Source organism: Moraxella sp. CTOTU47616 (assembly GCF_032017465.1).
In the GTDB taxonomy this organism is placed as follows: Bacteria; Pseudomonadota; Gammaproteobacteria; order Pseudomonadales; family Moraxellaceae; genus Faucicola; species Faucicola tetraodonis.
Genome location: NZ_DALZPU010000001.1, coordinates 110,361 through 136,311 on the forward strand (window position 1 = coordinate 110,361; position 25,951 = coordinate 136,311).

Here is a 25,951-nt window from a genome sequence, read left to right on the forward strand (position 1 = left end):
TATTGCCAAAAACGGTTAAATCACCGCTTTTGGATAAGCGCCTAATACCCGTAAATCTTTGACTTGCGGGCGAATCTCAGCGAGCGCTGCTTGCATATTGGCATCGTCAATATGACCGAGCATATCAATAAAGAACACATACGCCCATTTGTTTGGACGCTCTGGGCGGGTTTCGATACTGGTCATCGATACCCCATGTTTTGCTAGTGGCTGCAGTATTTGAATCAGCGCACCCGCCTGATCTTTGGCTGCCACTAAAATCGAGGTTTTATCTTGACCTGACGGCGCTACTGCTTCGCGGCCAATGATTAAGAAACGGGTGGTATTGGACGGGGTATCTTCGATATTTTCAAATAGTTTGTGCAAATTATATTCGCTTGCTGCCACTTCCCCTGCAATGGCGGCTGAGTGCCACTCATTTTTGATACGGCGCGCCGCTTCACCATTGCTAGAGACCGCCACACGCTCGACATTGGGATAATGGGTATCTAACCATTGGCGGCATTGGGCAAGCGCTTGGCTGTGGGCATAAATTTTTGAAATTGCGCCCACTTTGGTATGCTCACCCACCAAAAATTGATGATGCACCGGTAATTCTACCTCACCAATGATTTTCAGATCGGAGGATAAAAAGCCATCAAGGGTATGGTTAACCACGCCTTCTGACGAATTTTCCACAGGGACGACGCCATACATCGCAGAGCCGGCTTCCACTTCACGAAACACATCAGCAATGGTCGATAGCGGCACTGTTGTGGCGGCTTTGCCAAAATGCTTCAGCGCTGCCATGTGAGTAAAGGTGCCTGCAGGACCCAGATAAGCAATTTTTTGTGGCGCTTCTAAGTCTAAGCATACTGACATAATTTCGCGGAATAAACGTGCCATTTTATCGGCAGGGAGTGGACCCTCATTACGCGCCATCACTTTTTTTAGCACCTGCGCTTCTCGCTCTGGGCGATAAAAAATCGGATTGTCCTCTTGCGTCTTTTTGGCTTTGGCTACTTGCACCGCGTAGCCTGCTCGCTCGTTGATTAATCGCTGGATTTTTTCATCCACTTCATCGATTTTTTGGCGAAGTCCCATTAATTCATCATTGCTCATCGTTTGTTCGTTCATAAAATTACAACTCAACAGTCAACACTGACCTGCGCGATAGGACTGGGGGTCATAAATCACAGGCAGCCTAGCTTGAAATATACCTTGAAATATACAAAGTTACCAAATGGCTTTATAGCAGAAATTGCCTAATACTAGCACAAATCACGCCTGTTAATCGAGTTTCGCTCGGCGCTTTTTCATCACAAATAGTGATATAGACACAATATTTTTGGCATACCCTAAAAAAAATTGGATTTTTCTGCTTGATGCTTAACAAATACTTGCAAAATAGAAAAAAAACTAGCGATTGTCACAATGTTTGTGATAGCTTTTAAGGTAAGTTAACTAACATTGAATGAAACCATACCATTTTGTCCCTGATAGGTTATCAGAGACATGCAGCAATTTGACATTTAGGAAAGTACATGACTAGCAGCTTAAACCAACTAAAAATGATGACAACCATTGTGGCAGATACTGGGGATTTGCAAGCGATTGCCCGCTTAAAACCAGTCGATGCGACCACCAACCCAAGCTTGATTACCAAGGCATTGTCAGCGCCACAAATGCAGCCTATTTTAATTGAGACATTACAAAAATACCCCAATGATATGGAGGCGGTGATTGATGAGCTCACCATTTATATCGGCACCGAAATTTTAAAACTGATTGATGGTCGTGTTTCCACTGAAGTGGATGCAAGGTTGTCTTATGATACCGATGGCACCATTGTCAAAGCGCAGCAATTTATCAAAGCGTATGAAGCCGCTGGGATTGATAAAAAACGCGTACTCATCAAAATCGCTGGCACGTGGGAAGGCATCCAAGCTGCCAAAGCACTAGAGCAACAAGGTATCCATTGTAACGTGACGCTGCTATTTGGCTTGCACCAAGCCAAAGCCTGTGCCGATGCCGATGTTACCTTGATTTCGCCATTTGTCGGACGGATTTTGGATTGGCAGAAAAAAGATGAAGGACTCGATAGCATCGAAATCAGCCGTGATAAAGGCGTGAGCTCAGTCAAAACTATCTATCATTACTTCAAACAATATGGCTACACCACCCAAATCATGGGCGCGAGTTTTCGCAGTATTGAGCAAATATTAGCTTTGGCAGGTTGTGATTTATTAACGATTGCGCCTGATTTGCTAGACCAACTTGCCACGATGGACGTCAAAGTCGAGCGTCAGCTATTTCCCGATATGCAATTTGTTGACCTCAAAAAAGAAACCCTCGATGAGACCCAATTTGCCGAGCAGCATGCGCTTGATCCTATCAGCCAAGCGTTATTATCTGCCGGTATTGAAGGCTTTATCCAAGCTAGAGAAGCGTTAGAGCAAACCTTGAGAGGCTTGGTTAACTAAAGCTTTAATGAATAAAGCCTTAATGAATAAAGCCTTAATGAATAAAGCTTGGTTCATTAAATTTTCATTAGCGGCTAATCATGTCATTTAACCATGATTAGCCCCATGCCACCCCACTAGCCTTTAGCTTGTAACACCGTATAAAGTGGTATAGCAAGCGGTTGATGCAAATCCACCAAATCAAGCAATACAAGTGCGCCTAGCACCTGATGCCCTGCGGCTTCACAAAGTCCCACCGCAGCGCTCAAGGTACCGCCTGTCGCCAATATATCATCCACCAATAACACATTCGCCGGCACAAGTCCCGCCTGCATCTCTAAAGTATCACTACCATACTCTAGCGCATAGCTTTTATTCGCCACAGGCGGTGGCAGCTTGCCTTCTTTGCGTACCAACACCATACCTTTGCCTGTCCGACCCGCCAACAGGCTAGCAAAAATAAACCCCCGCGCTTCAATGGCGCCAAAACAATCAACCGCATCAAACACTGGCTGTGGTATCGCTGCCAGTAACGCATCGATTACCGCATTGACGTGAGCGCGCAATAATGGCGTGATATCATAAAACGCAATGCCTGGTTTGGGAAAATCAGGTACCACTCTGATGATTTGCCAAAATGGGTGTGGTGAATCAGGGGTGCTAGTCGATTGCATAGGATTGACCGAGTTCAGAAAAAATAAGTGTTAAGTAAAAATTAAGTGTTAAGTAAAAATTAAGTAAAAAATTGCTAAAGCGTGCCTTATTTTAGCAATTTTTTCATGCTGAGCCAATCAAGGTCATGGATGGCGTTAAGCCATTACTTTAGCCATGATTAATAGGCTAGGCTTGGGCGAACTGATTTAAAGGTTCTGATATGGGATTGAATGTTGCCTGTCATTGGCTTGCTTGTTTCAGTGCATACTTGTAAACTATCGCAAGTTAAATTTTTAGGTGATTGCGTGAGTTTTGCATGGTTAACATACTGCTCGGCATTGTAATTGCAATTTTTATCCTTATCTTCAATAGCAAAAGTTACCACTAACATAGGGAAAGTTATCAATGAAAAAATATCAATGTATCGTGTGTGGTTGGGTGTATGATGAGGCATTGGGCTGCCCAGAAGAAGGCATCCTTCCGGGCACACGTTGGGAAGATATTCCCGAAGATTGGACTTGCCCTGAATGTGGGGTCAGTAAAGTAGACTTTGAAATGATTGAACTATAATAAATATAATAGGGTTTTATCATGCAATCAACTAACAATGTCGATAATGCGAGTGTCGATAGTGCCAGTGACAATAGTGTAAGCTTAGACAGTATCAGTTCAAATGATGCGCCTATTGCGCAACTGCCAAATACACAACCCCAACCTGTAATCATTATTGGCTCAGGGATGGCGGGTTATACGCTAGCGCGTGAGCTCAGAAAGCTAACGACCAGCTTGCCTATCGTCATGGTGTGTCAAGACAGTGGTGATAGCTATGCTAAGCCAACCTTGTCAAATGCCTATGCGCAAAACAAACTTGCCGACACCATCGCCAATGCGAGCGCGGCAAAAATGGCAGAAACATTAAACTTGACCCTATTAAATTTTCATCAAGTCACTGATATTAATACCGATGAACAAGTCATTGTGGTTCACTCGCTAGTCAATGAAGCTTCTCAAACAACGCTTGCTTATCGAGATTTGGTATTGGCAACAGGTGCGCATTCTAGAATGTTACCCAATCTAGCGGTCAATCATCAAACCATTTTTGCCGTCAATCATTTAGATGAGTACAAAAGCTTTCAGCAGCGCCTAAACACCCTAAAATCTCAAAAATCAGCGCCGGTTAAGGTAGCGATTATTGGTGCAGGGTTGATTGGTTGTGAATTTGCCAATGATTTGATTGGTCAAAATACCGGTAACCAGACCGCTGATATCACAGTGGCCGTCTTTGATAAAGCAGCACGCCCACTGGCTCAGCAGCTACCTAGCCAAGCAGGTATCATGCTACAAGACGCTTTGACTCAGTCAGGGGTGACATTTTATTTAGGCACTGATATCACCAGTATCACGACAAACCTTAATAAAAATATTACTACAATTATTGATACAAGCGATAATGCAACCGTGACCATCTCTTTTGACAGGGATAAGCAATCACAAACCTTTGAGGCGGATATTGTTTTGATAGCGATTGGTTTGGTGGCTAATACTGACCTTGCCGCATCAGCGAACATTGCCATAGCATCGTCACAGCACATCAATCCTACAATAACCCATTTACCAAGAACCGTGCAGCAAGGCATCAAGGTCGATGCCTACCTAGCCACATCGGCAAAGCATATTTATGCCATTGGCGATTGTGCCAACGTGATGGGTAGCTATATGCCCTATGTCATGCCATTGATGAACCAAGCCAAAGCCTTGGCAAAAACCCTGGCTGACCCTAACATGGCGCCGACTAAAGTGGCGTATCCTGCCATGCCAGTGGCTATCAAAACACCTAGTTTACCTTTGGTGGTATTGCCCGTATCAGGGCATTACAGTGACGATCAACTGTATTGGCAAACGACCCCAACCGCTGATGGAATGGTCATGACCGCCCATCCAAAAGATGATCCTCATAGCATCTTAGGGTTTGTATTAGCCGGTAAAGAAGCAGCAAAACAGCGCTTAACGTTAACCAAGCAAGTGGCGGATTGGCTGTCTTAGTAACTATCTTAGTTGCCACGCTCGTGCAACGGGTCATCTAATGCGGCAAGTTCATTCAACACCCCACTAGCAGATTGATATTTTTGGAATAAATTATGGATTTAGCCAAATTTAATTTTCAACCCTCAGTGATTACCGACTTTATGCAAAGTGCCATCATTGATATTGGTGATGAATTACAACTGTGTGTTGAAGTTGGTGGTAATCCTGATCATCCGCCCTTGCTGCTGATCATGGGCTTAGGCTCGCAGTTAGTGTTTTGGCCCGATAGTTTTGTCAAAGGCTTGATTGACGCAGGCTTTTTTGTGATTCGTTTTGACAATCGTGATATCGGGTTATCATCAAAAATCGCCCGACCCTTCCCGCGTTTTCCCGTCAACAATGTCAAAATGATGCTGCGTATGCAAGTGGGTTTGACTAACCGTCATTTTCCTGTGGCGTATAACTTATTTGACATGGTCGAAGATACCCGCCGCTTGCTTGATAAGTTAGCACTGAACAATGTGTATGTGGTGGGGGCATCTATGGGCGGGATGATTGCGCAAATTTTGGCTGCCAAATACCCAAAACGCGTGTCGACACTGGGTCTCATGTTTACCAGTAATAACAAGCCATTTTTACCACCCACCAAGCCAAAGCAGCTACAAACCCTACTGTCACATCCCAAAACCACCCAAATTGATGACGTAGTCGCATATGGCGTGTGGTGTATGCAGCGTATCGGCTCACCCAATCATGTGGATGAAGAGGAAGTAGAACGACTCATTCGTTTGCGGTTTGAACGTAGTTATCACCCACGTGGCGCGCTTCAGCAGCTGCAAGCAATATTAGCCACTGGCTCTATTGTTAAATTCGACCAAAAAATCAAACAGCCAACTATTATCATTCATGGGGAAAAAGATGGACTGGTGCCACCGGCGCATGGTCGGGCGATTGCCAAAGCGATTGCGCACAGTGAGTTTCATTTGATAAAGGATATGGGACATGATTTGGCAAAACCCTTTATCCCTACGATTGTCAAACTGCTAACCGATCATTATATGAAGCATGTTTAAGTCGCTAATTTAACAACCGCCACAATACAAACAGCACGGCAATCACATAAAAAATTGGTGCAAGCCAACTACTCACCTGCCAGACGGCATGACTGGCAATCATTTGCGCGATAAATAACGAACCCACAAACCCAAGCAGCGCAAGCCAATCCTGCTGGCGACTTTTGAGCATATCTGAGCGAATTTGCTGTATTTCACGCAGCTGCTGGTCTTGGTGGCCACCCAGATTTGACAGACTTTGCAAACTATTATCTAGCAATTGTGGCATGTCATTGAGACTCAGTAACAGTTCAGGTAATTGCTTGCGTAGCTCGCCAATTTTTTGCATCGGGTCAAATTGCTGCTTTACCCAGCCTGTCAAAATCGGTTTGGCGAGCGACCAGATATCAAGCTCAGGGTATAAATCCCGTCCTAAACCTTCCACATGCACGAGCGTTTTAAGCAGTAACATTAATTGCGGCGGTATATCCAAATGATAGCGACGAGCAATATCGAGCACCGACATGAGCACGCCTGCAAAATCAATGTCGTTGATTGGCTTACTAATCATCGGTGACACGGTGCGGCGCATATCGCGCATGAGGGCGTATTTATCGGTATTGGGTGGAATCCAGCCTGCTCGCGCGATGATATCCACTAGACCGGTAAAGTTATTGTTCATTACCGATAATAAAAGCCTTGCCACAATCATTTGGTCAGCTTTAGATAGCTCGCCCACGATTGAGCAATCAAGGGCGATATAGCGGGGATTGGGATTTGGGGTATCGGCTGGCAGCGTTTCAACAAACACATTGCCTGGGTGCATATCAGCATGGAAGAAATTATCCCGAAATACTTGGGTGAAAAAAATCGTTAATCCTTTTGCCGCAAGTGCCGCCCTATCATATCCAAGCGCATCAAATACTTGGGTTTGCGAAATCGGCACCCCAACAATGCGCTCCATAATCATGATATTTTTGCTGGCTTGATATACTTCAGGCACATACATCATCGATGAACCCAAAAAGTTGTTGCGCATTTGGGTGGTATTGGCAGCTTCAAGAGTTAAATCAAGCTCATTGAGCAAGACTTGCCGATAATCTTCAACGATATCGATAATATGTACCGCACGCGCCGCTTCAATCCGTGCCGATGCCCATCCTGCCAAATCGCGCAATAATTCAAAATCTTCAATAATCTGTTCACGGATGGTTGGGCGAACTACTTTAACTACCACTTCACGCCCATCATGCAGGCGTGCGGTGTGTACTTGGGCGATGGATGCCGCCGCTAACGGTGTGCCATCAAATCTAGCAAATAGCTGATTGATAGTTTGCCCCAAACCGCCTTTTTTTGTTGATTGTTCAATTTGCTTGATAACCGTATCGACACTAAAGGGTTTTACCCTGTCTTGCAGGTGCACCAACTGCTCAATAATCTCAGGGGTGACCAAATCACGACGGGTGGAAAGCAGCTGCCCTAATTTTAAAAACAGCGTGCCCATCTCTTCAAGCGCCAGCCTTACCCCGTCTGGATGCGGTTTTTGAAAATAGCTGGCAGGGTGCATACGGATAAGTTTGGCAATGGGCTCAAGCTGCGGCGTCTCTTCAATAGGTAGATGGGTATCAACACGATAATGAGCGGCAATGCGCCACAGTTGTAAAAGACGTTTGCGATGATTTAGTAACACGTTGGCAACTCGTTAGAAAGCTTATCAATGGTGGGAATTCTAGCATGATATAAGCAATTTTTTAATGGTTAAAAAAAAGACGGGGATTTAACCCGTCATTTTGAGTGTGCAAAAGTAACTTTTGCAATAAATTTACTTTTCCAATCTACTTTTGCAATAAAGCCGCTTGCTCTTGCTTGATGGCATCGAGTCTGGCTTGTTCACGTTCAATATCCGCCCGCAGTTTTAGTAGCTGTTGTTTTAACTCATTGCCTGTATTGTCATCAGTATTTGCACCGTTGGTTTTCCACTCTCTGATATTGGCAATATCGGCAAACATCTCTTTGGCAGGTGCAGCGATTGTGCCTTTTAGGTTGGCTAACAGATTAGACAATTGACTTGCCATCGGCAGACCAATCAAAGGTTGCAGTTTACCAATGATATCAAGGTCAAACCCAGCGACTAATTGTTTGACTTGCATCAGCACTTTATAATCGCCCTCAATCGGCAGATTGCCTTGTGGGTCACCCATCAAATTGAGCAAATGCACAGGATTGTCTACCTTGACCATACAATCAGGTTTGCTTACCACAGCGCTACCCTTAGGTTCAAAAACATCAACCGTCACAGGCTCAAAGCGGATATGGTCATCATTAAAAATCGTATCAAATTCAATGGCGGGCTCTGCCATCACTAGGCGCAAAACTTTACCCGATAACGGTTGTAACCCTGCTTGGGTGATGGGGTCAGTGGCAATGGCTAGATTAACCACTTTTTCAATGCCTGCAAGCAATAAAACTGTAAACATTTTTTACCTTTTAAGTTAAGGGATAAATTCTGGGATAGTATAATTTTGAGCAGTTCTCTTTAGCAATTTTATCATGTCTAAATTAATTAAACTGTTATCTAATCTAATATATGTATCTGCTTGAATGAAATAATAGTTATTTATCGATGTACGAAAATACAGGTGGATTGCTTGTACATCTTGCCATTTTGCGTACTCAGTTTTATGACGGTTAAAAACTTTGATACCAAAGTCGTCTAGCACGATATAAGGTTGATTTTTATACAGTTTAACTTTTTTAAAATAACTCGTCCAAATTCCAATTAAACTAAAAATAGCAACTAAAAATACAAGTATCGAAAACCCTTTGTTAGTTTCCGAAATGGTCAGCAAAATAACTTGCAAGACCATTAACCCTACAGTCATATAAAAGGTAATTCGTTGATTAATTTTTTTTATACTCGGTAAATCAACAAAAAGTTCCTGTTTCATCAGTTACTTTTTAAACCCACGATGTACCGCCACGATACCGCCTGTTAAGTTGTGATAGTCACAATTGACAAAGCCTGCGTCTTCCATCATGCCTTTTAGGGTGCGTTGGTCTGGGTGCATACGGATAGACTCTGCCAAATACTGATAGCTTTCGCTATCATTCGCCACCAATTTACCCATGAGTGGCAATGCGGTAAACGAGTACAAATCATAGACTTTACCAAATGGCTCAAACACCGGTTTTGAAAATTCCAAAATCAACAAGCGACCACCTTTTTTGAGCACCCGATACATCGAGCGCAGTGCCGCGTCTTTGTCGGTGACGTTGCGTAGCCCAAAGCTGATGGTCACCAAATCAAAACTTTCATCTTCAAATGGTGCCAGCGTCTCAGCGTTGGCTAGTACAAAGTCGACATTACTACAGCCTGCATTGAGCAGACGCTCACGACCAACCTCTAGCATCGCTTCATTGATATCGGATAATACCACATGACCTGTGCGACCCACCTCTTTACTAAAGGCTTTTGCCAAGTCACCTGTGCCCCCTGCGATATCTAGCACCCGTTGACCTGCACGCACGCCCGTTAGGCTGATGGCATAGCGTTTCCACAGACGATGAATACCCAGTGACATTAAATCATTCATGATGTCGTATTTTTTGGCAACAGAGGTAAATACTTCTGCTACTTTTTGTTGTTTTTCAGCTTTTTTGACGGTTTTGTAGCCAAAATGAGTTTCTTCATTGCCATCAGTGGCTTCGGTATGCGGATTGTAGATAGCTGATTTATCAAAACCGCTATGGGATTGCGCTGACGACTCATTGGGGATAGCGTCATTTGGGGTAGCGGTTGCAGGGCGAGTGAGCTGCTGACCTTGCGGCACAGATTCTGGCAAATCAGCTGTGCCAGTAAATTGACGGTTGATGGTGGTGTCAGCTGTCAGTGACTGTTGTACTTGGCTATTGAGCTTGTCATTGGCTTGGAGGCTGTCTTTTACCAAGCTGTCTTGGATTGAATTATGGTTATTGTCGTTCATGTGGTTTCCTAGTGAGGTCATCGCCAATCAAAACTTGGCAAAGTTAAAAGCGCAAAGTTGGTGCAAATTTTTTTCTATTTTATCATTAAACATCAAAAGGATGTTCTTTGCCAGCATGCACATTGGTAATGATTTGCAACTCTTTTTCACAAAATGGCTCAATAAATGCGCCAATACTTTTAATCGGTTTGATGGCAGCAAAACCTTCAGCGATAAAGTCATATAACGGCTGAAAGCCTTTTTTGTACGCTGTGCCTTTGGCGAGTGAAAATGCTTTTTGTAAGATAAATGATTTAAGATATTTATCCGTGCGATAGCACATTTGCTTGAGGTCAGCCATCTGCTGGCGTCTTGCCGACTCTGCATTCACGGACCGATAGGCTTTAATCATGGATGGCTCATCCACGGATAAATGATTTTCTTGTAAATACTGAGCAAGCTGCAGATCAAGCTTAATGGCGTTAATCGCTTCGATGATACCGGCTGCCCCTGTGCTCACGGCATTGGCAGGGATAAATTTTTCTAGTTTTTCAGCCTTTTGCACCATGCGCTCTAGCTGTTCAGCGAGCACGTTGAATTTTTCGCCCCCATATAGTTGGTCAATTAAAAATTCCCCCATCGCATGGTTGTTGGCGCTGGCAAATAAAGCTTGGTGGGTTTTATGAATACGACCGCGTTGCCAGGCTTGTACTTCACTGAGTTTTTGCGCTAACTGGGTATCGCTGTGGTATGGAAGGGCGCGGAATTGTTTTAAATCTTGTTCTAATTGGCTTAAGCTGCTCATAGGGCCTCGATTTTTTTGCAAAATTTTTAAATTCAAAACAGAGAAACTGCAGTTTATCCATTGTATAAACCCACAGTAAAATGAAGTTCTGTGCCGCATTACCTTAATGTAAATCCAGCAAAAATACAAATCGTAAATTGTTCAACTGTGCTTTAACTGCTATCTTTTAGAAAAATAAAAACTTCATCCCTATCATTTCGGGTATTCCCCTAAGCAGGACACATGGCAATACACAGCACCAGCAATTCCAAAAACAACGATATAGCCGCTTCTAAACCCACCGATAAAGTAACCAAACTTGAAAAAAACACCTCATCTTTAACGCTTGAAGACCAATTAAGTTTTGACCTGATTACCGCGCAAACCACCCTACGCGAGCAACGGGCTGGCAAAAACTCGCGCGGGCTACTAATCTTGGTGAATGGTATGGAAAATTCAGGCAAAGGCGAAGCGGTCAAAGCGCTAACCGAATGGATGGACGCACGCTATATCAAGGTTCACGCCACCATGGGACAGCATCCTAGCCGCTACCAACCTATTTGGCAACGTCACACATGGCAACTGCCTAGAAAGGGTGAGATTGCGGTGTATTTTGGCAACTGGTACGCTGACTTGATTCGTTATGTGTTTGACTGTGGCGATGATATAGATGAACAGCGCTTACAGCAAATGATTGAAGACATTGAGGCGTTTGAACAAGATTTGGTCAATAACAACACCGATATCGTCAAGTGCTTGTTTTGGGTCGATAATAAAACGCTAAAAAAACGCTTGACCGATGAAGAGCCTGACCCTGAGCAGTTGTACCATTTAGATTGGTTTCGAAAAAAAGACGTGAAACGTTTCAAACGCTTTAGCAGCAGACTGATGGGGTTACAATCAAGCTGGCACCACATAGATGGACAGGATATTGATGCCTCAAACATCCAATTTGCGAATGTTGTATTAGCAGCGCTGCAAACCATGAACCAACTAGCTGCAGCCGATGATGACCAAGACAACCGAGCAAAAACTGATAAATCGGTTCACCTTAAAACGGACGAAAATCCTGTTAAACCCAACCCGCTGCCTTTTAAACCCACCCCTCTGATTAATGAGTTGGTTAGCGTCCAATCCCAAGCATTAGCAAAAGCAGACTATAAAAAACAACTACATAGCAAACAACATATACTCGCTGAACTGATTCGTGAGCGAGGTCAGCGCCATATCATCTTTGTCTTTGAAGGTATGGATGCGGCAGGCAAAGGCGGTGCGATACGCCGCATCATTGCCCCACTCGACCCGCGTGAATTTACCATCCACGCTATCTCTGCACCAACCGAAGATGAATTAAAACACGCCTATCTGTGGCGTTTTTGGACGCGCCTGCCCCATGATGAAATGGCAGATGTGGATATAGTGTATTTATCGCAAAAATTCAAACGCAATAAATGCGTCGCCTTACTTAAACAACGCGTGCATAATAGCCGAGTGACCATTTTTGACCGTAGTTGGTATGGTCGGGTACTCGTTGAGCGTATTGAAGGCTTTGCAAAAGAGGCAGACTGGCAACGTGCTTATGGCGAAATCAATCGCTTTGAAAACGACTTGGTACAGAGCAATGCCATTGTGGTCAAGTTTTGGCTCGCTATCAGTGAAGAAGAAGAACTTAAACGCTTTAAGGCGCGTGAAGAGACGCCCAATAAGCAGTTTAAAATTACCGATGACGATTGGCGTAACCGCGCCAAATGGCATGAGTACGTGCAAGCCGCTTCCGACATGATTCATTTGACTCACCATAAAAAACGCCCTTGGTATGTGATTGCTACCGATGATAAATATACCGCGAGACTCAAAATCCTTGATGCTATTATTTCCGAGCTATCGAAAAATTTATAAAGCGCTATCTAAAAATTTATAAATTGTTAACAGTGTGCCTTTTTACTATTTTGCTATATCTTAAAACTGTCTACCCAACTTGATGAAAGATAATGATTTTGGTGGACAGTTCCCCTATAATATCGTGTTTGATTTGATTATTTAGCCTGATTAGTTATCCTTAATAAATCCATCTAAACTGCAAGTGAGCAATATGGAATCTTTACGCAATTTTTTGAAAGGTTGGATGGGCAAAGCCTTGCTCGTTCTTTTTTTACTTCCTTTAGCCATCACGGGGTTTGAGTCAATTGTCCGTAGCGGAGATGACCCCAATGCTGTCGCCAAAGTTGCAGAGTTAAATGTCGATAATGCTACCTTGCAAACCATGATTAACAATCGCCGCGAAACCTTGCTTGAGCAAGTGAATGGCGATGCAAGCCTACTTAATAGCGATAAATTACGTGAGCAAATGCTGCACAATTTGATTGACCGTTATTTGATTATCAACCAAGCCAACCAGCTTGGTTTTACTGTGTCAGATGCCACCATCACCCAAATGTTGATGGCTGAAAAAACCTTTCAAGACGCTAGCGGAAAATTTTCTAATGAATTGTTTGCTAGCTATTTAACCAGTCGCGGCATGACCAAAGAACAATTATTTGATTCGGTTCGTCAAGACTTGTTAGTGACTGCCTTTAGCCGCGGTATTATTAATACAGGGATTTTTGCGCAAGGGAGTATTGATAAACTTATGTCAATGCAGTCTGAGTCTCGCCCTGTGCAAGTGCTGCGTTTGGACTGGCACAGCTTTGCGCCGCAGGTACAAGTAACGCCGCAAGAGATTGCAAGTTATTATCAAAAAAACCAAGCGACACTTAAATCTAGTGATATGGTGGATTTAACTTATTTAGAACTCAATAAAAATACCCTGCCTGTTGCTGCCCCAACGGCTCAGGAATTGCAGCAACAGTATCAAAGCTATTTGAAAAATAGCAACAACCAGACCGAATACGAATTGGCAATGATTTTGATGAATGGCAGTCAAGCACAAGCCACCTTAACCTCATTAAAAAGTAAACTTGATGCCAACCAAGCGGATTTTGCGGCGCTTGCCAAACAGTACTCGCAAGATGAAGGCAGTAAAAACGATGGCGGCAATATCGGTCCGATTACTCAATCGATGTTCCCCAATGATTATGATACCATCATGACCCAAATCAAGACTCTAAAAGTCGGTCAAGTCACCAGCCCCATCAAAACCAACTATGGCTATCATTTATTCAAATTGGTAAAAATCAATGGTCAAACCCCACCAACCATTGAAAGCTTGGCACCTGTGTTAACCGAACAAATTATGGCGCAAAAGCGTGAAGCCGCCTATCAAGATTTGATTGGTAAAATCAATAATGACGCAGTTGCTGGCGCTACTATCACTGAGCTTGCCAATCGCTATAAATTAACCGCCAAATCGATTAAAAACTACCCTAAAACCAATAACTCGTCTGCTCTCAATCAACCTGCCATTGTAGCGGCGGCATTTGAGCCACTCGCGCTGCAAGAAGGCAGTGTATCAGTCGGTATTGATGTCTCTGATAAAGTGGTATGGCTGCAATCAACCAATCACCGCACCAGCAAACTCATGACACAAGCAGAAGCCGAGCCGGTTATTAAAGCCAAACTTATTGAAGAGAAAGCAAAAAGTTTAGCTGTAGCACAAGCCAATGCCATCGCTGCCAAAGTCAAACAAGCCAATTCAATTGCGGCGGCGGGTACCCCATTCCAAGATTTGGGGATTGTGACTCGACAAGACAGCAAACTCAGCGATGACGAGCGTGGTGTGGCATTTAGTCAACCTGCGGTTAACAATCAACTAGCGGTCATGACCCGCCCTACTATATCGGGTGCTAGCGTGATTGTTGGTGGGGTTATCAGCAATGATAATGCGCAAATCACACCCGAAGTCAAACAACAAACTGCCCAAATCGTGCGCGAAAATATCGGTCAGTCTCAGTTTGAGGATTATCTAGCATACCTAAAATCCATCACTAAAGTCACGGTTAAACCGCAGACTGCTGCGCCATAACATGCTGTGAATACATATGCGCTGAGTGAGTCAGCGCTTTGCTCTAGCAATAACGAGTATTTAGCGATACGTAGCGCCATCAAAAAAGGCTTACTAACGATGATTAGTAAGCCTTTTTTATCGATTGGCATTAATGATTTTCAGAGGCGTGATTGATGGTATATTTTGGAATTTCAATCGTCAAATCTTGATCTTCGATGATGACTTGGCAAGACAATCTTGAATCTGGCTCTAGCCCCCAAGCACGATCTAGCAAATCAGCTTCGATATCGTCCATTTCCTCCAAGCTATTAAACCCTTTTCGCACGATAACATGGCAAGTAGTACAAGCTTTTGACATATCACAAGCATGCTCAATTTTCACGCCTTTTTCTAGCAAACCACGGCATAGATTATCGCCTTCATTGAGTTCAATTTCTGCGCCAGTAGGGCAAATTTGGTGATGCGGTAATACAGTAATTTTTGGCATAGCAATCTCTTAACGATTAATAGTCTTATGTATTCAAAATTAATTTGACCAATCCGCGGTTGAAGTACCTTTCATGGTTTCATTGACCGCTTGGTTCATGATAAGTGCAGCAAAATCATCACTATGAATTTTTAGCTGCGCGCTCGCTGTTTCTAACTGGGCTTGTTCAGCCCCATCAATTGCCTGTTGAACATCAGCCATCGAGGTTTGCAGCGCATTTTTCTGCTCATCGGTTAATAAAAAGCCAAATTCTGCAAGCGCGGATGCTAGCGCCAACAATTCTCGTTTTGCTTCTACTTGACTTTCAATCAAGCTACGCTGCAGTCGATCTTGCATGGCAAAATCAAAACCTGCTTTAAGCAGTTTTTCCTGCTCATCTTCTGATAACCCATAAGATGGCTTAACTTGAATTTGGCTTTCTTTGCCCGTTGTCAACTCTTTAGCCCAAACGGTTAATTGGCCATTGGCATCAATTTGAAAAGTGACTTCAATGCGCGCCAATCCTGCTTTCATCGCTGGAATGTCAGTCAGTTTAAACTGCCCTAATGAGCGATTATCAGCCACCGTATCGCGTTCACCTTGTACCACATGGATAATCATACCATTTTGGTTATCTTGATAGGTTGTAAATACCTGTTTGCGCGTCACAGGAATGGGCGTGTTACGCGGAATAATCACTTCGGTAAGACCGCCCATGGTCTCAAGCCCCAAGGATAAAGGCGTGACATCAAGCAGCAACACCGTATTTTGCTGTTGTCCAATTAATTGGTCAGCATATTTGGCTGCGCCCAACGCAACGACTTCATCTGGATTGATGCGTGACAGTGGCGGCTGATTAAACGTTTCTGCCACGATTTGCTGAATCAATGGCATTCGTGTCGAACCCCCTACCAATACCACTTCATCAAGCTGGGACTTTTCAAGTCCAGCATCACGTAGTACTTGCGCACACACCGCTAATGTACGGTCGGTCACAGGCTGGATGATTTGACGAAGATTGCTTTGGGTTAACACAATATCAAAAACTTGACCGCTGAGTGAAAGTTCGGCAGTCACTTGGTCTGCTTTTGACAACTGTTCTTTGAGGGTGCGAGCCTGTACGTTTAGCAGTTGTTTTTGATGGTTATCAATGGTTGATGGATTCAAGCCTGTTTGTTGAATCAGCCAATTAGCAATCAGGCGGTCAATATCATCGCCACCCAGTGCGCTATTACCGCCCGTTGCCAGCACTTCATACACACCGTGATTGAGCTTTAACACCGATACATCAAACGTGCCCCCACCCAAATCATAAATGAGATGATACGCTTCGTCTTGTGCTTGGTTCAGCCCATACGCCATCGCGGCGGCAGTCGGCTCGTTTAATAAGCGAATCACATGAATGCCTGCCAATTTAGCCGCATCTTTGGTGGCTTGGCGCTGTGCTTCATCAAAATAAGCCGGCACCGTAATCACCGCACCCACAATACTATTGTCAGGTAACGCCAATTTTGCCCGATCATACAGATGTTTTAACAGGATACTTGATACTTCAACAGGATTTTTGGCACCTTGTGGGGTTTGGATACTTGGCATGACGTCGACATCGCCGACTAATTCATAGGGATGATTAAACTTAATATCCTTGATGCTTCGACCCATAAACCGTTTGACCGAGCGTACAGTGTAGCTTGGCGCTTGCTCTGCCATTGCTTCCGCTTGACTACCTACCAAAGTTTCTGGATTGCCATTGTCATCTAAGCCAAAATACACCACCGAGGGTAAAAGCTTTTGGCAATCGATACCTTTTACCTGATTAGCAATTTGACTGTCGTCATTGGCGTTATTGTCACTGGATTGACATTCGCTAACTTTATCGCCAATCACTTGTGGCTCGCCTGAACGGACTACCGCTACAATTGAACGCGTGGTTCCTAAATCAATTCCTAAAGCAAAACGATGCGCATGGGGCTTGGCACTTTGATTGGGTTCAGCGATTTGTAATAACGACATATATTGGACCAATTAACAAATAGAAAAAATAATTTGAAGATAAAACTAGCTTAGTTTATATCTTTAGCTTAGGTTATATCTTTATAGAAAGTCAAAACGGATGGTATTATAAATTAAAAATATGATAAACCAAATAAATTAACCAACGCTATGACAACTTACCCTTTAATCATGATTTACACATACAGATCGTCATCATTATCAAAATTCTGCTTGGCTAATTCATCGGTGGTTTTTGCCACATCTACTTGCAGTTTAACCAAAAACTGCAGTTTTTGAATAATATCTATCGCTTGCTTGGTTAAGGCATCATCATTAGCCTCAGCTGCATCTGAGTTATCAATTTTTTGATAAACTTCGTCAAAAGCAAGTTGATAATTATTTAGCCATTCGGTAAGTTTTTTGCTAAGCAAGGTAATACTTTGGCTATCAGCATCGTCTAAATCGATACGAAATGACATGGCATCGTCTAAAAAGTCCAAATCACGAATCGGCTGGTTAATAGATTGTGAAATGCCTTTGAGTGCCAATAAATGTGACGCGCGAGAATCGGGGTTTTTAAGCGTATTGTAGGCTTCATTAATAATCGCAGACGCTTGCTCAGGCTTTAGTGAGGATAACTTAGCGATTGATTCACGCAAAGAACTATCCGTATTAGCAGATGGCGAAAGGGTTTGCTCAGCTATAGACGCATCAAGATTAGTATCAGGATGGAACTTAGATTGAAGCTGGCGAAGGGTCTGCTGAAGCTTGGCTATATCAATTTGATAGTGTTGGGGTACATTCATCAACTCAAAATAATTAACCATTTTCAATTTCCCCTACCGAGCCATCAATATACTGACAAAAAAATATTAAAAACTAAACGGTGAAAGATTCACCACAGCCACACTCACCTTTTTGGTTTGGATTACTAAATTTAAAGCCTTCATTGAGACCTTCTTTGACAAAATCCATTTTCAAACCATTAAGATAAACCAAGCTTTTTGGATCGACAAATACACTAACCCCGTTGCTTTCAAAACGTTGGTCGTTAGGGTCTGGCTCATCGACAAATTCCAGCACATACGCTAAGCCAGAACAACCTGCGGTTCGGATACCCACACGGATACCTTCACCATGACCACGGTTTTGTAAAAAATCGCGTACATGTTCAGCTGCATCGTTTGATAATTCAATCACTTTACTACCCCATCTACTAATTTCAATCTTTAAGCGACTCACTTTAAGTAACTGAGCCAAAGTCTTATTGAGGATGAGTCAATAAGACTTTGACAATCGTACAATCAATCAAGCATTGGCTTTAGATTTATAATCTTCAATCGCTGCTTTAATGGCGTCTTCTGCCAGCACTGAGCAGTGCACTTTAACCGGTGGCAATGCCAGCTCCTCTGCGATATCTTTGTTTTTAATTGCGCTAGCTTCATCCAGGGTTTTGCCTTTAAGCCACTCTGTCACCAATGAGCTTGAGGCAATGGCTGAACCACAACCATAGGTTTTAAAGCGCGCATCTTCAATGATACCGTTATCACCCACTTGGATTTGCAGGCGCATCACATCACCACACGCTGGGGCACCGACCATACCGGTACCGACATTTTTGGCATCTTTATCTAAGTTTCCCACATTTCGTGGATTCTCATAATGGTCAAGCACTTTATCACTGTAGGCCATTTCATTTTCCTTTTGGCTGGTTACGTCAAACGTAACTGACTAATCTTTACTTATTAATTCAATTGAATAAATTTTTAATGGAAATTAATTTTTAATTCAAATTAATGTTCATTCCATTCCACACTATTTAAATCAACGCCTTCTTTATACATATCCCAAAGCGGTGATAAAGCGCGTAATTTTTCAACCGCGGTTCGCATCTCAGCAACCGCATGGTCAACATCTTCTTCGGTGGTATAACGTCCCAAACTAAAACGAATTGAACTGTGAGCAAGCTCATCTGATAATCCAATCGCGCGTAATACGTACGAAGGCTCAAGCGTCGCTGATGTACAAGCAGAACCCGATGAAACGGCAAAATCTTTCAATGACATCATCAACGATTCGCCTTCTACAAAGTTAAAGCTGATATTGACGATATTTGGAATGCTGTGATTGATGTCACCATTAAGATAAACCTCATCAAGCTCTTTTAACCCATCCCATAGACGTTGACGCAGTTTTGTCAGTCTGGCTTCATCTTCTGCCATACGTTTGCCCGCAATGGCAAAGGCTTCACCCATTCCTACAATCTGATGCGTTGCCAAAGTACCTGAACGCATACCACGCTCATGACCACCACCTTGCATTTGTGATTTTAGACGCACACGCGGTTTACGGCGAACATATAAGGCACCAATACCTTTAGGACCATAAATTTTATGCCCAGAAAAACTCATCAAATCAACTTTTAATTCCTCTAAATCAATCGGAGTTTTACCAGCTGCCTGTGCCGCATCGACATGAAAAATAATACCTTTTTCACGTGTGATTTCACCAATTGCCGCGACATCTGTTAAGGTACCAAGTTCGTTATTAACCATCATCAGGGTCACTAAAATGGTATCTTCACGAATAGCCTCTTTGACTTGATCAACTGTAATCAGACCTGTCTTTGGCTGTGGGTCTAGATAAGTGATTTCAAAACCTTCTGTTTCTAATTCACGGCAGACGTCTAGCACGGCTTTATGTTCAATTTTACTAGTAATGATGTGTTTGCCTTTACCACTATAAAACTGTGCCACCCCTTTAATCGCTAAATTGTCTGACTCAGTAGCACCTGAAGTAAATACAATTTCACGTGGATCGGCGTTGATTAATTCTGCAATTTGCTCGCGTGCGGTTTCAACCGCTTCTTCCGCTTGCCAACCAAACCCATGTGAACGTGAGGCAGGATTACCAAACACGCCATCAAAGGTCATGTATTTCATCATCTTTTGGGCGACTTGCTCATCAATTGGTGTGGTCGCGGCATAATCTAAATAGACTAATTTATTCATGCTAACAAATTCTCCCCAGAATTTTGTTTTAAGGTTTTGCTGTTATCAGCTAATGAATGATTATTACTAATATTACTAACTTTAGTGGTGCTATGCTTTGCCCGTTGTAATACGGGTGCTTCTGTCATTGGGTTTGCCGCAGACTGATTTTTATCCTGCATGTCTTCAACCATCAAAATTTGACGCTCAGAAATTTCACGGATAATTTGACGATTAATGAGCGTATCTAATGTCACGGTGGACAGATAATTTTCAATTTGCTCTGACAAGCCATTCCATAAATCATGGGTTAAACACATAGCGCCATCTTGGCAGTTACCTTTACCTTCGCAAGCTCTGGCATCAACCGACTCATCAACTGCTGAAATAATACTCATAATTGAGATTTCATTGATGGGTTTGGCAATATGGTAACCACCTGATGCCCCACGAGTGCTTACCACCAAACCTTTTTTACGCAGCTTTGAAAACAACTGCTCAAGATAAGAAATAGAAATCTCTTGACGTTTTGCGATATCAGACAATGACACAGCCAATTCATGTTTTTGCTCTTGCAATGCCAAATCTAGCAGCGCCGTCACTGCATAGCGTCCTCGGGTTGTCAATCGCATAATAGCCCCACTTAAGTTAAAAATTTAAATCTGTTCAAGCATCGTAAATTGTGAAAACGCGTTTTATGGTTGGTAGGACTATTATATGAAAATCCGAGTCTTTTAGTCAAGATTAATTCTTACTAAAACACTCGGATTTATTTATTTCTCAGATTTATTTGTTTAATGATAACGATTTTTGATCAAAGGAATGCAGGCAATAGTTGTTATTTTACCGCCCAGCCAATCGCGCAAATAACGAATAATACAAAAAATGCGATTGCCGCGCGTTTCATCCATTGATTTTTACTTTTTAATTCTACAATTTGTGCTTCAAGCGCTGTTTTTTGTAGATTTGCGGCGTTGACTTGGCTATTGAGTGTCTCAACTTGTTGTTTGTAGTCAGCATCGGTTTTGATCGGCTTTTTGGTTTTTTGCTTGTCTTTATCGCCTTTGACTGCCTTTGTGATGACTTGTAATAGCTGATTGATACCAATTTGATGTAAAAAAGCCTTCACCTCTGCCATCTTTTGTGCTTCGCCGCGAATTTGTAGCTGCTCGATGGCTTTAGGCTGGTTGGTAAATAAATTCTGTGCAATTTGCCAAGTAAAGCCGTTGATGGTCACATCGACCTGCTGAGAAGGCTGTAATTGGCTGTCTAGCAAAATACCATTAACCGTAAAGGTCACATAAAAAGTGACGCTTGGGACATAAGCATGAATACGGACGACGGTATTGGTAGTGGCTAAAGGATAGACAACCTTACGAAGATCTGCGTCAAAACGTAGCAACAGGGTCAGCAAGGTTTCAATAATCACTAATACAACATTGAGCGCTGTCGTGGCTATATTGCTTGGGGCATTGGTCGAAGTTTGAAAATTATCGTTCATTAAATTTCCACAAAATTAATCAAATATGGGTTTTGTAATTTGTCGATAGTGTAACTTCAAAAGGTTGTTAATAACATTAATTATTGTAAGTCTGGTATAAAACACTGTCAGTCGGTGATTCTTAGTCAAGAAATCATTGCGAGATTGATTCTTAGCCACTTTTACTCACTATAGCTGTATATATCAATTTTTAGCGGTTTTTGTTGAAATAAAATGTTATCGTTTGGTGTGCCAACCGCTATATTTTGCAAAAACACGTTAATCAATGCTTAATTCCACAGAAATTATGCTTAAACTGCTTGTGAAGCCGTTGGAGTTTACTTATAATCGAATCATAATTACTTATGCAGCACTTGATACTTAAGGCTTTGAGCCTAATTAATTGCCAAGCGTGTGCTTTGTATATATAACGTTTATTTTCATCCCTAAAAATTTGAAGGATATTCTTATGAATAAGTCAGAATTAGTTGATAGCATTGCTAAAAAAAGTGGCCTTTCTAAAGCCCAATCAACTGAAGCATTAAATGCCTTTATCGCAACGATTGGCGAAGCAATGAAAGCTAATGATACCGTGTCATTAGTTGGCTTTGGTACGTTTAGTGTCAAAGAACGCCAAGCACGTACTGGCCGTAACCCACAAACTAAAGAAGAAATCCAAATCCCAGCAAGCAAAGTCCCAAGCTTTAAAGCAGGCAAAAGTTTAAAAGATATCGTTAACTAATTAACCCTTATCTCTTTATATGTAAAAAAGCGTATTTTTAATTAAATACGCTTTTTTATTGCCTATTATTTCCTTGCTAAGTATAAAAACTAAACTATAAAAACCGGGCAAAAACTTAAGTAAAAAACCACTATTTTTACACAGTGGTTTTTTATTTTATAAACTATAACCTATCTTGGCACCGTAATGGTTTGACCTACTTTTAGCGACGCTGTTGGTGACAAGTTATTTAAACTAGCCAATTCTTTAGGGCTGATGCCAAAGCGTCCTGCCAAAGAAATTAAGCCTTCGCCTGCTTTGACTTTATAGGTTGTTGTGGTTTTCGGAATTTTGATGTTTTGACCAATCAACAACGACTCATTACCTTTTAAGTTATTTAAAGCGGCAAGCTCACTTTTAGAAACGCCATATTTTGCACTCAAGTTTGTCAGACTATCACCTGATTTTACTTGATAGCCTTGTGCATCACCATGACTATATTTACTTACTGGGTTTAACGCTAGCTTGTTATCATCCTCTGATTGGGCGTCTTTGGCTGCTTTGGTCTCTTTTTTTGTTTCTTTTTTGCTCTCGGGTTTTGCAGAGTCGCGTTTGACGGTAGGTTCGCGGGTCGCTGTCACACTAGCCACCGTACCCAATCCTGCTTGAGGAATAACCAGTTTTTGCCCTTGAATTAAGTTGGCTGTGGGTTTTAGATAATTGGCTTTCGCCAAGTCTGCTACCGTTAAATCAAAGTTATTGGCGACACTACCTAAACTATCACCTGGGCGTACTGTGTAGTTAATCGATTTGCCAGCTAGCGCATATTTGACCTTTTCAACTGTGACAGGCACGATGATGACTTGTCCTTTTTGCACACGATAATTGGTGTTAAAACCGTTGACATCGGCAATGTCTTTGGGCGATACGGACAGTCGATCAGCGATACCCGACAAGGTATCACCCGTCTGAACCGTATAACGACTTGATACCGGTTGCACTTCAGCTCTAGCAGGGGCAGGCTTTTGCGCTGCGGGCTGTGCCACTGGCGGCTCTGGCATTTTGTCTGGAATTAACCACAAGTTTTGGTTGGTACGCACTTGATAAGTGACTGGTAAATTATTGAATTTTGCTAACTCACTGACATTTAGATCAAACTTGTCGGCGATGCCTGTCAAGGTATCCCCCGCTTGCACGATATAGCTATTGGCTTTACGTTTTGGCGATTCTGCTACTTTGGGTTCGATAGGCTTGGCGTTGTATAAGTAAAGTGTTGAACCTGCTAGCAAGGCAGCATTTGGGTCAATTTGGTTCCATTCAGCGATATCTCGCCAATTTACACCCATGCGACTGGCGATATTTGCCAAGGTGTCGCCAGCTTTGACTTGATAGGTGCTGCGTGTGCCACTTGGACGTTTTTTGGCAGCTTGCTTGCTAACTGTGACAGCTTTGCTTTCACTGGTGGTATTGGATTTGCTCGTGGTCGCTTGCGCCGTGCTTGGGACTTTGCCATTTAAGCTCGACGCTTGGGTAATTTTGACCTCTTTTGGCAACACCACTGGCGGTTCTTCGTAACTGAGTTTTTTGGTTTCGCCTTTGGCTTCTAGCACAGATTGCTGAGTCTGAATAGCATTGAGCTTGATATTACCATCGGCAGGGTTAATGGCTTGCTCTACTTGTGGTGCGGTTTTTTCGATTTCTTTAGCAATCAAGTTACGCTCTTGATTGGACAAAGGCGGTTCTTGCACAACGGTGTTATTGGCAGTGACAATCGCTGAAGTCGTTGGTAGTGTATTGCTAGACTGCATTTCAGCGGTCACCATTTTTTGCTCGGTGGCGGTAATCGGCGGTTCTTTGATTACCGTATTACGGCTTTGAATGCTTGACGTACTAGGAATGGGGGCGATATAAGTCGTGGTTTGGTTTTTAACCATACTAGTTGCCATTGCCGCCAAATCGCTGCTAGAGGATGGCAAGTTAACTGTTTCTTTTTTGCTATAGGCTTGTTTGGCGGCACTGAGTGAATCACCCTGACTTGTGGTGGTAGTTCGGGTTTGATTGCCAAAATTTGTGGTCGGTGTGTTATAAGTCGGTGTAGCAGTTTTAGGCGTGACATAGCTATTGTTTGCCAAATAACCTTGTTGACTCATATAACCATTACCGCGTAATTGGGTGATTTTACGGTCAACTGACTCATTGAGATCATTGGGAATCAGAATACGGCTTGGGCCTGACATATCTACCGTACCTGCAATTAACGCAGGATTTAGGGCGCGCAGTTCATCGTAGCTCACGCCTGTCAGGCTGCTAATTTCGTGCAAGCTCACGCCAACATTGGCAGGGACACTTCTAAAATGCTGACGGTTCGCAATTGCGGGTAAATACACATTGTAGGTACTCGGATTTTTGACAATTTGCGCCACAGCCAAAAACCGAGGGACATAGTTCATCGTTTCAGTGGGTAATTTGAGCGACCAATAATCCGTGGGTAGCCCGCGCGCGGCATTGTAATTAATCGCGGATTGGACACGGCCTGGACCGGCATTGTAGGATGCCAATGCCAACTCCCAACTACCAAACTGGTTATACAAAGCCGTCAAAAAGTCATAAGCGGCACGGGTTGACTCAATCACATCACGGCGACCATCAAAGGTGCTGGTTTGATTCAACCCATAAATACGACCTGTACTTGGAATAAACTGCCATAACCCTGCAGCAGAGGCATTACTATTGGCATTGGGGTCATAAGAACTTTCAATCACAGGCAATAATGCCAGTTCCGTTGGAATATTGCGACGCTCTGCTTCGCGCACCGTGTAGTATAAATAGCGGCTAGCACGCGCTGTTAAGCGGTTTAGATAGTCTTGGCGGCTAATAAACCAACTTTTCTGCGCTTCAATACGCGGATCGTACACATTGGAGTTCATACGAAAATTGACGCGCAGTCTATCCCACAGATTACCATAGCGCTGAACCAACAAAGCATTATTCTCTACCATGCTCATGTCGGTGGCTTCAAGCAGCCCTTCAAGTTCATCCAAACTATCCATATCCAGTAGGGCTGCATTTTCTTGCGCGCTATGCACCGTGCTTTTGCTGTGACTGGATGATCCAATCATGGGTTTACCCGCTGGACTGGTGGTACTGGTTGGCGCACTGCTACAGGCTGCCAAAATAATAGAGGAAATAGCTAAACTTAACGGTTTGATAGTTTTTTTTGATGAATGGCTTATCGAAAGCAACATGATGATTCCTAGCTCTTTTTTGCAATTTAGATGTAGGACATATACCCATCCCATAGCGTAAAACTATGAACGAATATAAGCTAAAATTTGACATTATAAATAAAAAAACGGCTGTGATTTCAAGCCCGTAAAATTAAATATTGGCTGAAATTATACTAGAATCCATAAAAAAAGTGGCACAAAACTTTTGCAC

At 42.9% G+C, this 25,951-nt stretch carries 22 protein-coding genes and 1 pseudogene; 7 read left to right on the plus strand and 16 right to left on the minus strand.

Annotation, left to right across the window (positions count from 1 at the left end):
* Window positions 1-15 precede the first annotated feature (15 nt).
* On the minus strand, window positions 16-1,116 hold the full coding sequence (gene pheA / locus RTS10_RS00425) for a prephenate dehydratase (protein ID WP_096488894.1): 1,101 nt from the start codon (window positions 1,114-1,116) through the stop codon (window positions 16-18).
* A 407-nt stretch (window positions 1,117-1,523) separates the two neighbouring features.
* Here pheA and RTS10_RS00430 point away from each other — a divergent pair, with 407 nt between their 5' ends.
* Window positions 1,524-2,462: a transaldolase gene (locus tag RTS10_RS00430; protein WP_309593852.1), complete on the plus strand. Its 939-nt coding sequence runs from the start codon at window positions 1,524-1,526 to the stop codon at window positions 2,460-2,462.
* A gap of 116 nt (window positions 2,463-2,578) precedes the next feature.
* Here the strand turns inward: RTS10_RS00430 and RTS10_RS00435 are convergent, their stop codons facing one another.
* Window positions 2,579-3,115 (minus strand): adenine phosphoribosyltransferase, encoded by a 537-nt coding sequence (locus RTS10_RS00435; RefSeq protein ID WP_312538704.1) that lies wholly within the window; start codon window positions 3,113-3,115, stop codon window positions 2,579-2,581.
* 385 nt (window positions 3,116-3,500) lie between these two features.
* Here RTS10_RS00435 and rubA point away from each other — a divergent pair, with 385 nt between their 5' ends.
* The 3 genes from rubA (at window position 3,501) to RTS10_RS00450 (ending at window position 6,193) form a co-directional block, all read left to right on the plus strand.
* On the plus strand, window positions 3,501-3,665 hold the full coding sequence (gene rubA, locus RTS10_RS00440; RefSeq protein WP_036589380.1) for a rubredoxin RubA: 165 nt from the start codon (window positions 3,501-3,503) through the stop codon (window positions 3,663-3,665).
* A gap of 21 nt (window positions 3,666-3,686) precedes the next feature.
* Complete coding sequence (locus RTS10_RS00445; protein WP_312538705.1) at window positions 3,687-5,138, plus strand: FAD-dependent oxidoreductase; 1,452 nt, start codon at window positions 3,687-3,689, stop codon at window positions 5,136-5,138.
* A 92-nt stretch (window positions 5,139-5,230) separates the two neighbouring features.
* Window positions 5,231-6,193, plus strand: coding sequence for an alpha/beta fold hydrolase (locus RTS10_RS00450; protein ID WP_409455570.1), 963 nt, complete (start codon window positions 5,231-5,233; stop codon window positions 6,191-6,193).
* A gap of 4 nt (window positions 6,194-6,197) precedes the next feature.
* Here RTS10_RS00450 and RTS10_RS00455 read toward each other — a convergent pair whose 3' ends face one another.
* The 5 genes from RTS10_RS00455 to RTS10_RS00475 all read right to left on the minus strand — a co-directional run bounded on the left by RTS10_RS00455 (window position 6,198) and on the right by RTS10_RS00475 (window position 10,939).
* Window positions 6,198-7,862, minus strand: a complete 1,665-nt coding sequence (locus RTS10_RS00455) for an ABC1 kinase family protein (RefSeq protein WP_312538707.1) — start codon at window positions 7,860-7,862, stop codon at window positions 6,198-6,200.
* Between the two features lie 145 nt (window positions 7,863-8,007).
* Complete coding sequence (locus RTS10_RS00460; RefSeq protein WP_312538708.1) at window positions 8,008-8,649, minus strand: hypothetical protein; 642 nt, start codon at window positions 8,647-8,649, stop codon at window positions 8,008-8,010.
* A 15-nt stretch (window positions 8,650-8,664) separates the two neighbouring features.
* A complete protein-coding gene (locus tag RTS10_RS00465) occupies window positions 8,665-9,120 on the minus strand; it encodes a hypothetical protein (protein WP_312538709.1) in 456 nt (151 codons plus the stop codon).
* Between the two features lie 3 nt (window positions 9,121-9,123).
* Window positions 9,124-10,155 (minus strand): bifunctional demethylmenaquinone methyltransferase/2-methoxy-6-polyprenyl-1,4-benzoquinol methylase UbiE, encoded by a 1,032-nt coding sequence (ubiE, locus tag RTS10_RS00470; RefSeq protein ID WP_186303368.1) that lies wholly within the window; start codon window positions 10,153-10,155, stop codon window positions 9,124-9,126.
* Between the two features lie 85 nt (window positions 10,156-10,240).
* Window positions 10,241-10,939, minus strand: a complete 699-nt coding sequence (locus RTS10_RS00475) for a DUF8198 family protein (protein WP_099808023.1) — start codon at window positions 10,937-10,939, stop codon at window positions 10,241-10,243.
* Window positions 10,940-11,161: 222 nt separating this feature from the next.
* Between RTS10_RS00475 and RTS10_RS00480 the strand changes: the two genes are divergently transcribed.
* Together RTS10_RS00480 and RTS10_RS00485 are read left to right on the plus strand one after the other, a co-directional pair.
* The gene (locus RTS10_RS00480) at window positions 11,162-12,817 is read left to right on the plus strand and encodes an ATPase (RefSeq protein ID WP_312538710.1); all 1,656 of its coding nucleotides are present in this window, start codon (window positions 11,162-11,164) and stop codon (window positions 12,815-12,817) included.
* A 193-nt stretch (window positions 12,818-13,010) separates the two neighbouring features.
* Window positions 13,011-14,879 (plus strand): SurA N-terminal domain-containing protein, encoded by a 1,869-nt coding sequence (locus RTS10_RS00485; RefSeq protein ID WP_050324434.1) that lies wholly within the window; start codon window positions 13,011-13,013, stop codon window positions 14,877-14,879.
* Between the two features lie 130 nt (window positions 14,880-15,009).
* Here the strand turns inward: RTS10_RS00485 and fdx are convergent, their stop codons facing one another.
* From fdx to RTS10_RS00525, 8 genes and pseudogenes are all read right to left on the minus strand, one after another.
* A complete protein-coding gene (fdx, locus tag RTS10_RS00490; protein ID WP_036597564.1) occupies window positions 15,010-15,348 on the minus strand; it encodes an ISC system 2Fe-2S type ferredoxin in 339 nt (112 codons plus the stop codon).
* 39 nt (window positions 15,349-15,387) lie between these two features.
* Window positions 15,388-17,340 carry a Fe-S protein assembly chaperone HscA gene (hscA, locus tag RTS10_RS00495; RefSeq protein WP_095355458.1) on the minus strand — a complete coding sequence of 651 codons (1,953 nt, stop codon included), beginning with the start codon at window positions 17,338-17,340 and terminating at the stop codon, window positions 15,388-15,390.
* Between the two features lie 176 nt (window positions 17,341-17,516).
* Complete coding sequence (locus tag RTS10_RS00500; protein ID WP_144917636.1) at window positions 17,517-18,149, minus strand: Fe-S protein assembly co-chaperone HscB; 633 nt, start codon at window positions 18,147-18,149, stop codon at window positions 17,517-17,519.
* A gap of 52 nt (window positions 18,150-18,201) precedes the next feature.
* A complete protein-coding gene (gene iscA, locus RTS10_RS00505; RefSeq protein WP_050324431.1) occupies window positions 18,202-18,522 on the minus strand; it encodes an iron-sulfur cluster assembly protein IscA in 321 nt (106 codons plus the stop codon).
* Between the two features lie 108 nt (window positions 18,523-18,630).
* Entirely contained in the window at window positions 18,631-19,014 is a 384-nt protein-coding gene (gene iscU / locus RTS10_RS00510) for a Fe-S cluster assembly scaffold IscU (RefSeq protein ID WP_050324430.1), read from the minus strand.
* A 101-nt stretch (window positions 19,015-19,115) separates the two neighbouring features.
* The gene (locus RTS10_RS00515; protein WP_312538711.1) at window positions 19,116-20,333 is read right to left on the minus strand and encodes an IscS subfamily cysteine desulfurase; all 1,218 of its coding nucleotides are present in this window, start codon (window positions 20,331-20,333) and stop codon (window positions 19,116-19,118) included.
* Window positions 20,334-20,512: 179 nt separating this feature from the next.
* Window positions 20,513-20,944 (minus strand): annotated as a pseudogene (locus tag RTS10_RS00520) (Rrf2 family transcriptional regulator); the annotation flags it as partial.
* A 206-nt stretch (window positions 20,945-21,150) separates the two neighbouring features.
* Window positions 21,151-21,813 (minus strand): hypothetical protein, encoded by a 663-nt coding sequence (locus RTS10_RS00525; protein WP_099808015.1) that lies wholly within the window; start codon window positions 21,811-21,813, stop codon window positions 21,151-21,153.
* 448 nt (window positions 21,814-22,261) lie between these two features.
* Between RTS10_RS00525 and RTS10_RS00530 the strand changes: the two genes are divergently transcribed.
* Window positions 22,262-22,534 carry an HU family DNA-binding protein gene (locus tag RTS10_RS00530; protein WP_099808014.1) on the plus strand — a complete coding sequence of 91 codons (273 nt, stop codon included), beginning with the start codon at window positions 22,262-22,264 and terminating at the stop codon, window positions 22,532-22,534.
* Between the two features lie 170 nt (window positions 22,535-22,704).
* Here the strand turns inward: RTS10_RS00530 and RTS10_RS00535 are convergent, their stop codons facing one another.
* The gene (locus tag RTS10_RS00535) at window positions 22,705-25,758 is read right to left on the minus strand and encodes a lytic transglycosylase (RefSeq protein WP_312538713.1); all 3,054 of its coding nucleotides are present in this window, start codon (window positions 25,756-25,758) and stop codon (window positions 22,705-22,707) included.
* Between the last annotated feature and the right edge of the window lie 193 nt (window positions 25,759-25,951).

Excerpts from the sequence above, each read along its gene's own strand:
- pheA (WP_096488894.1), bottom strand. The coding sequence starts at position 1,116 with ATGAACGAACAAACGATGAGCAATGATGAATTAATGGGACTTCGCCAA.
- RTS10_RS00430 (WP_309593852.1), top strand. The coding sequence starts at position 1,524 with ATGACTAGCAGCTTAAACCAACTAAAAATGATGACAACCATTGTGGCA.
- RTS10_RS00435 (WP_312538704.1), bottom strand. The coding sequence starts at position 3,115 with ATGCAATCGACTAGCACCCCTGATTCACCACACCCATTTTGGCAAATC.
- rubA (WP_036589380.1), top strand. The coding sequence starts at position 3,501 with ATGAAAAAATATCAATGTATCGTGTGTGGTTGGGTGTATGATGAGGCA.
- RTS10_RS00445 (WP_312538705.1), top strand. The coding sequence starts at position 3,687 with ATGCAATCAACTAACAATGTCGATAATGCGAGTGTCGATAGTGCCAGT.
- RTS10_RS00460 (WP_312538708.1), bottom strand. The coding sequence starts at position 8,649 with ATGTTTACAGTTTTATTGCTTGCAGGCATTGAAAAAGTGGTTAATCTA.
- RTS10_RS00465 (WP_312538709.1), bottom strand. The coding sequence starts at position 9,120 with ATGAAACAGGAACTTTTTGTTGATTTACCGAGTATAAAAAAAATTAAT.
- ubiE (WP_186303368.1), bottom strand. The coding sequence starts at position 10,155 with ATGAACGACAATAACCATAATTCAATCCAAGACAGCTTGGTAAAAGAC.
- RTS10_RS00475 (WP_099808023.1), bottom strand. The coding sequence starts at position 10,939 with ATGAGCAGCTTAAGCCAATTAGAACAAGATTTAAAACAATTCCGCGCC.
- RTS10_RS00480 (WP_312538710.1), top strand. The coding sequence starts at position 11,162 with ATGGCAATACACAGCACCAGCAATTCCAAAAACAACGATATAGCCGCT.
- RTS10_RS00485 (WP_050324434.1), top strand. The coding sequence starts at position 13,011 with ATGGAATCTTTACGCAATTTTTTGAAAGGTTGGATGGGCAAAGCCTTG.
- fdx (WP_036597564.1), bottom strand. The coding sequence starts at position 15,348 with ATGCCAAAAATTACTGTATTACCGCATCACCAAATTTGCCCTACTGGC.
- hscA (WP_095355458.1), bottom strand. The coding sequence starts at position 17,340 with ATGTCGTTATTACAAATCGCTGAACCCAATCAAAGTGCCAAGCCCCAT.
- RTS10_RS00500 (WP_144917636.1), bottom strand. The coding sequence starts at position 18,149 with ATGGTTAATTATTTTGAGTTGATGAATGTACCCCAACACTATCAAATT.
- iscU (WP_050324430.1), bottom strand. The coding sequence starts at position 19,014 with ATGGCCTACAGTGATAAAGTGCTTGACCATTATGAGAATCCACGAAAT.
- RTS10_RS00515 (WP_312538711.1), bottom strand. The coding sequence starts at position 20,333 with ATGAATAAATTAGTCTATTTAGATTATGCCGCGACCACACCAATTGAT.
- RTS10_RS00525 (WP_099808015.1), bottom strand. The coding sequence starts at position 21,813 with ATGAACGATAATTTTCAAACTTCGACCAATGCCCCAAGCAATATAGCC.
- RTS10_RS00530 (WP_099808014.1), top strand. The coding sequence starts at position 22,262 with ATGAATAAGTCAGAATTAGTTGATAGCATTGCTAAAAAAAGTGGCCTT.
- RTS10_RS00535 (WP_312538713.1), bottom strand. The coding sequence starts at position 25,758 with ATGTTGCTTTCGATAAGCCATTCATCAAAAAAAACTATCAAACCGTTA.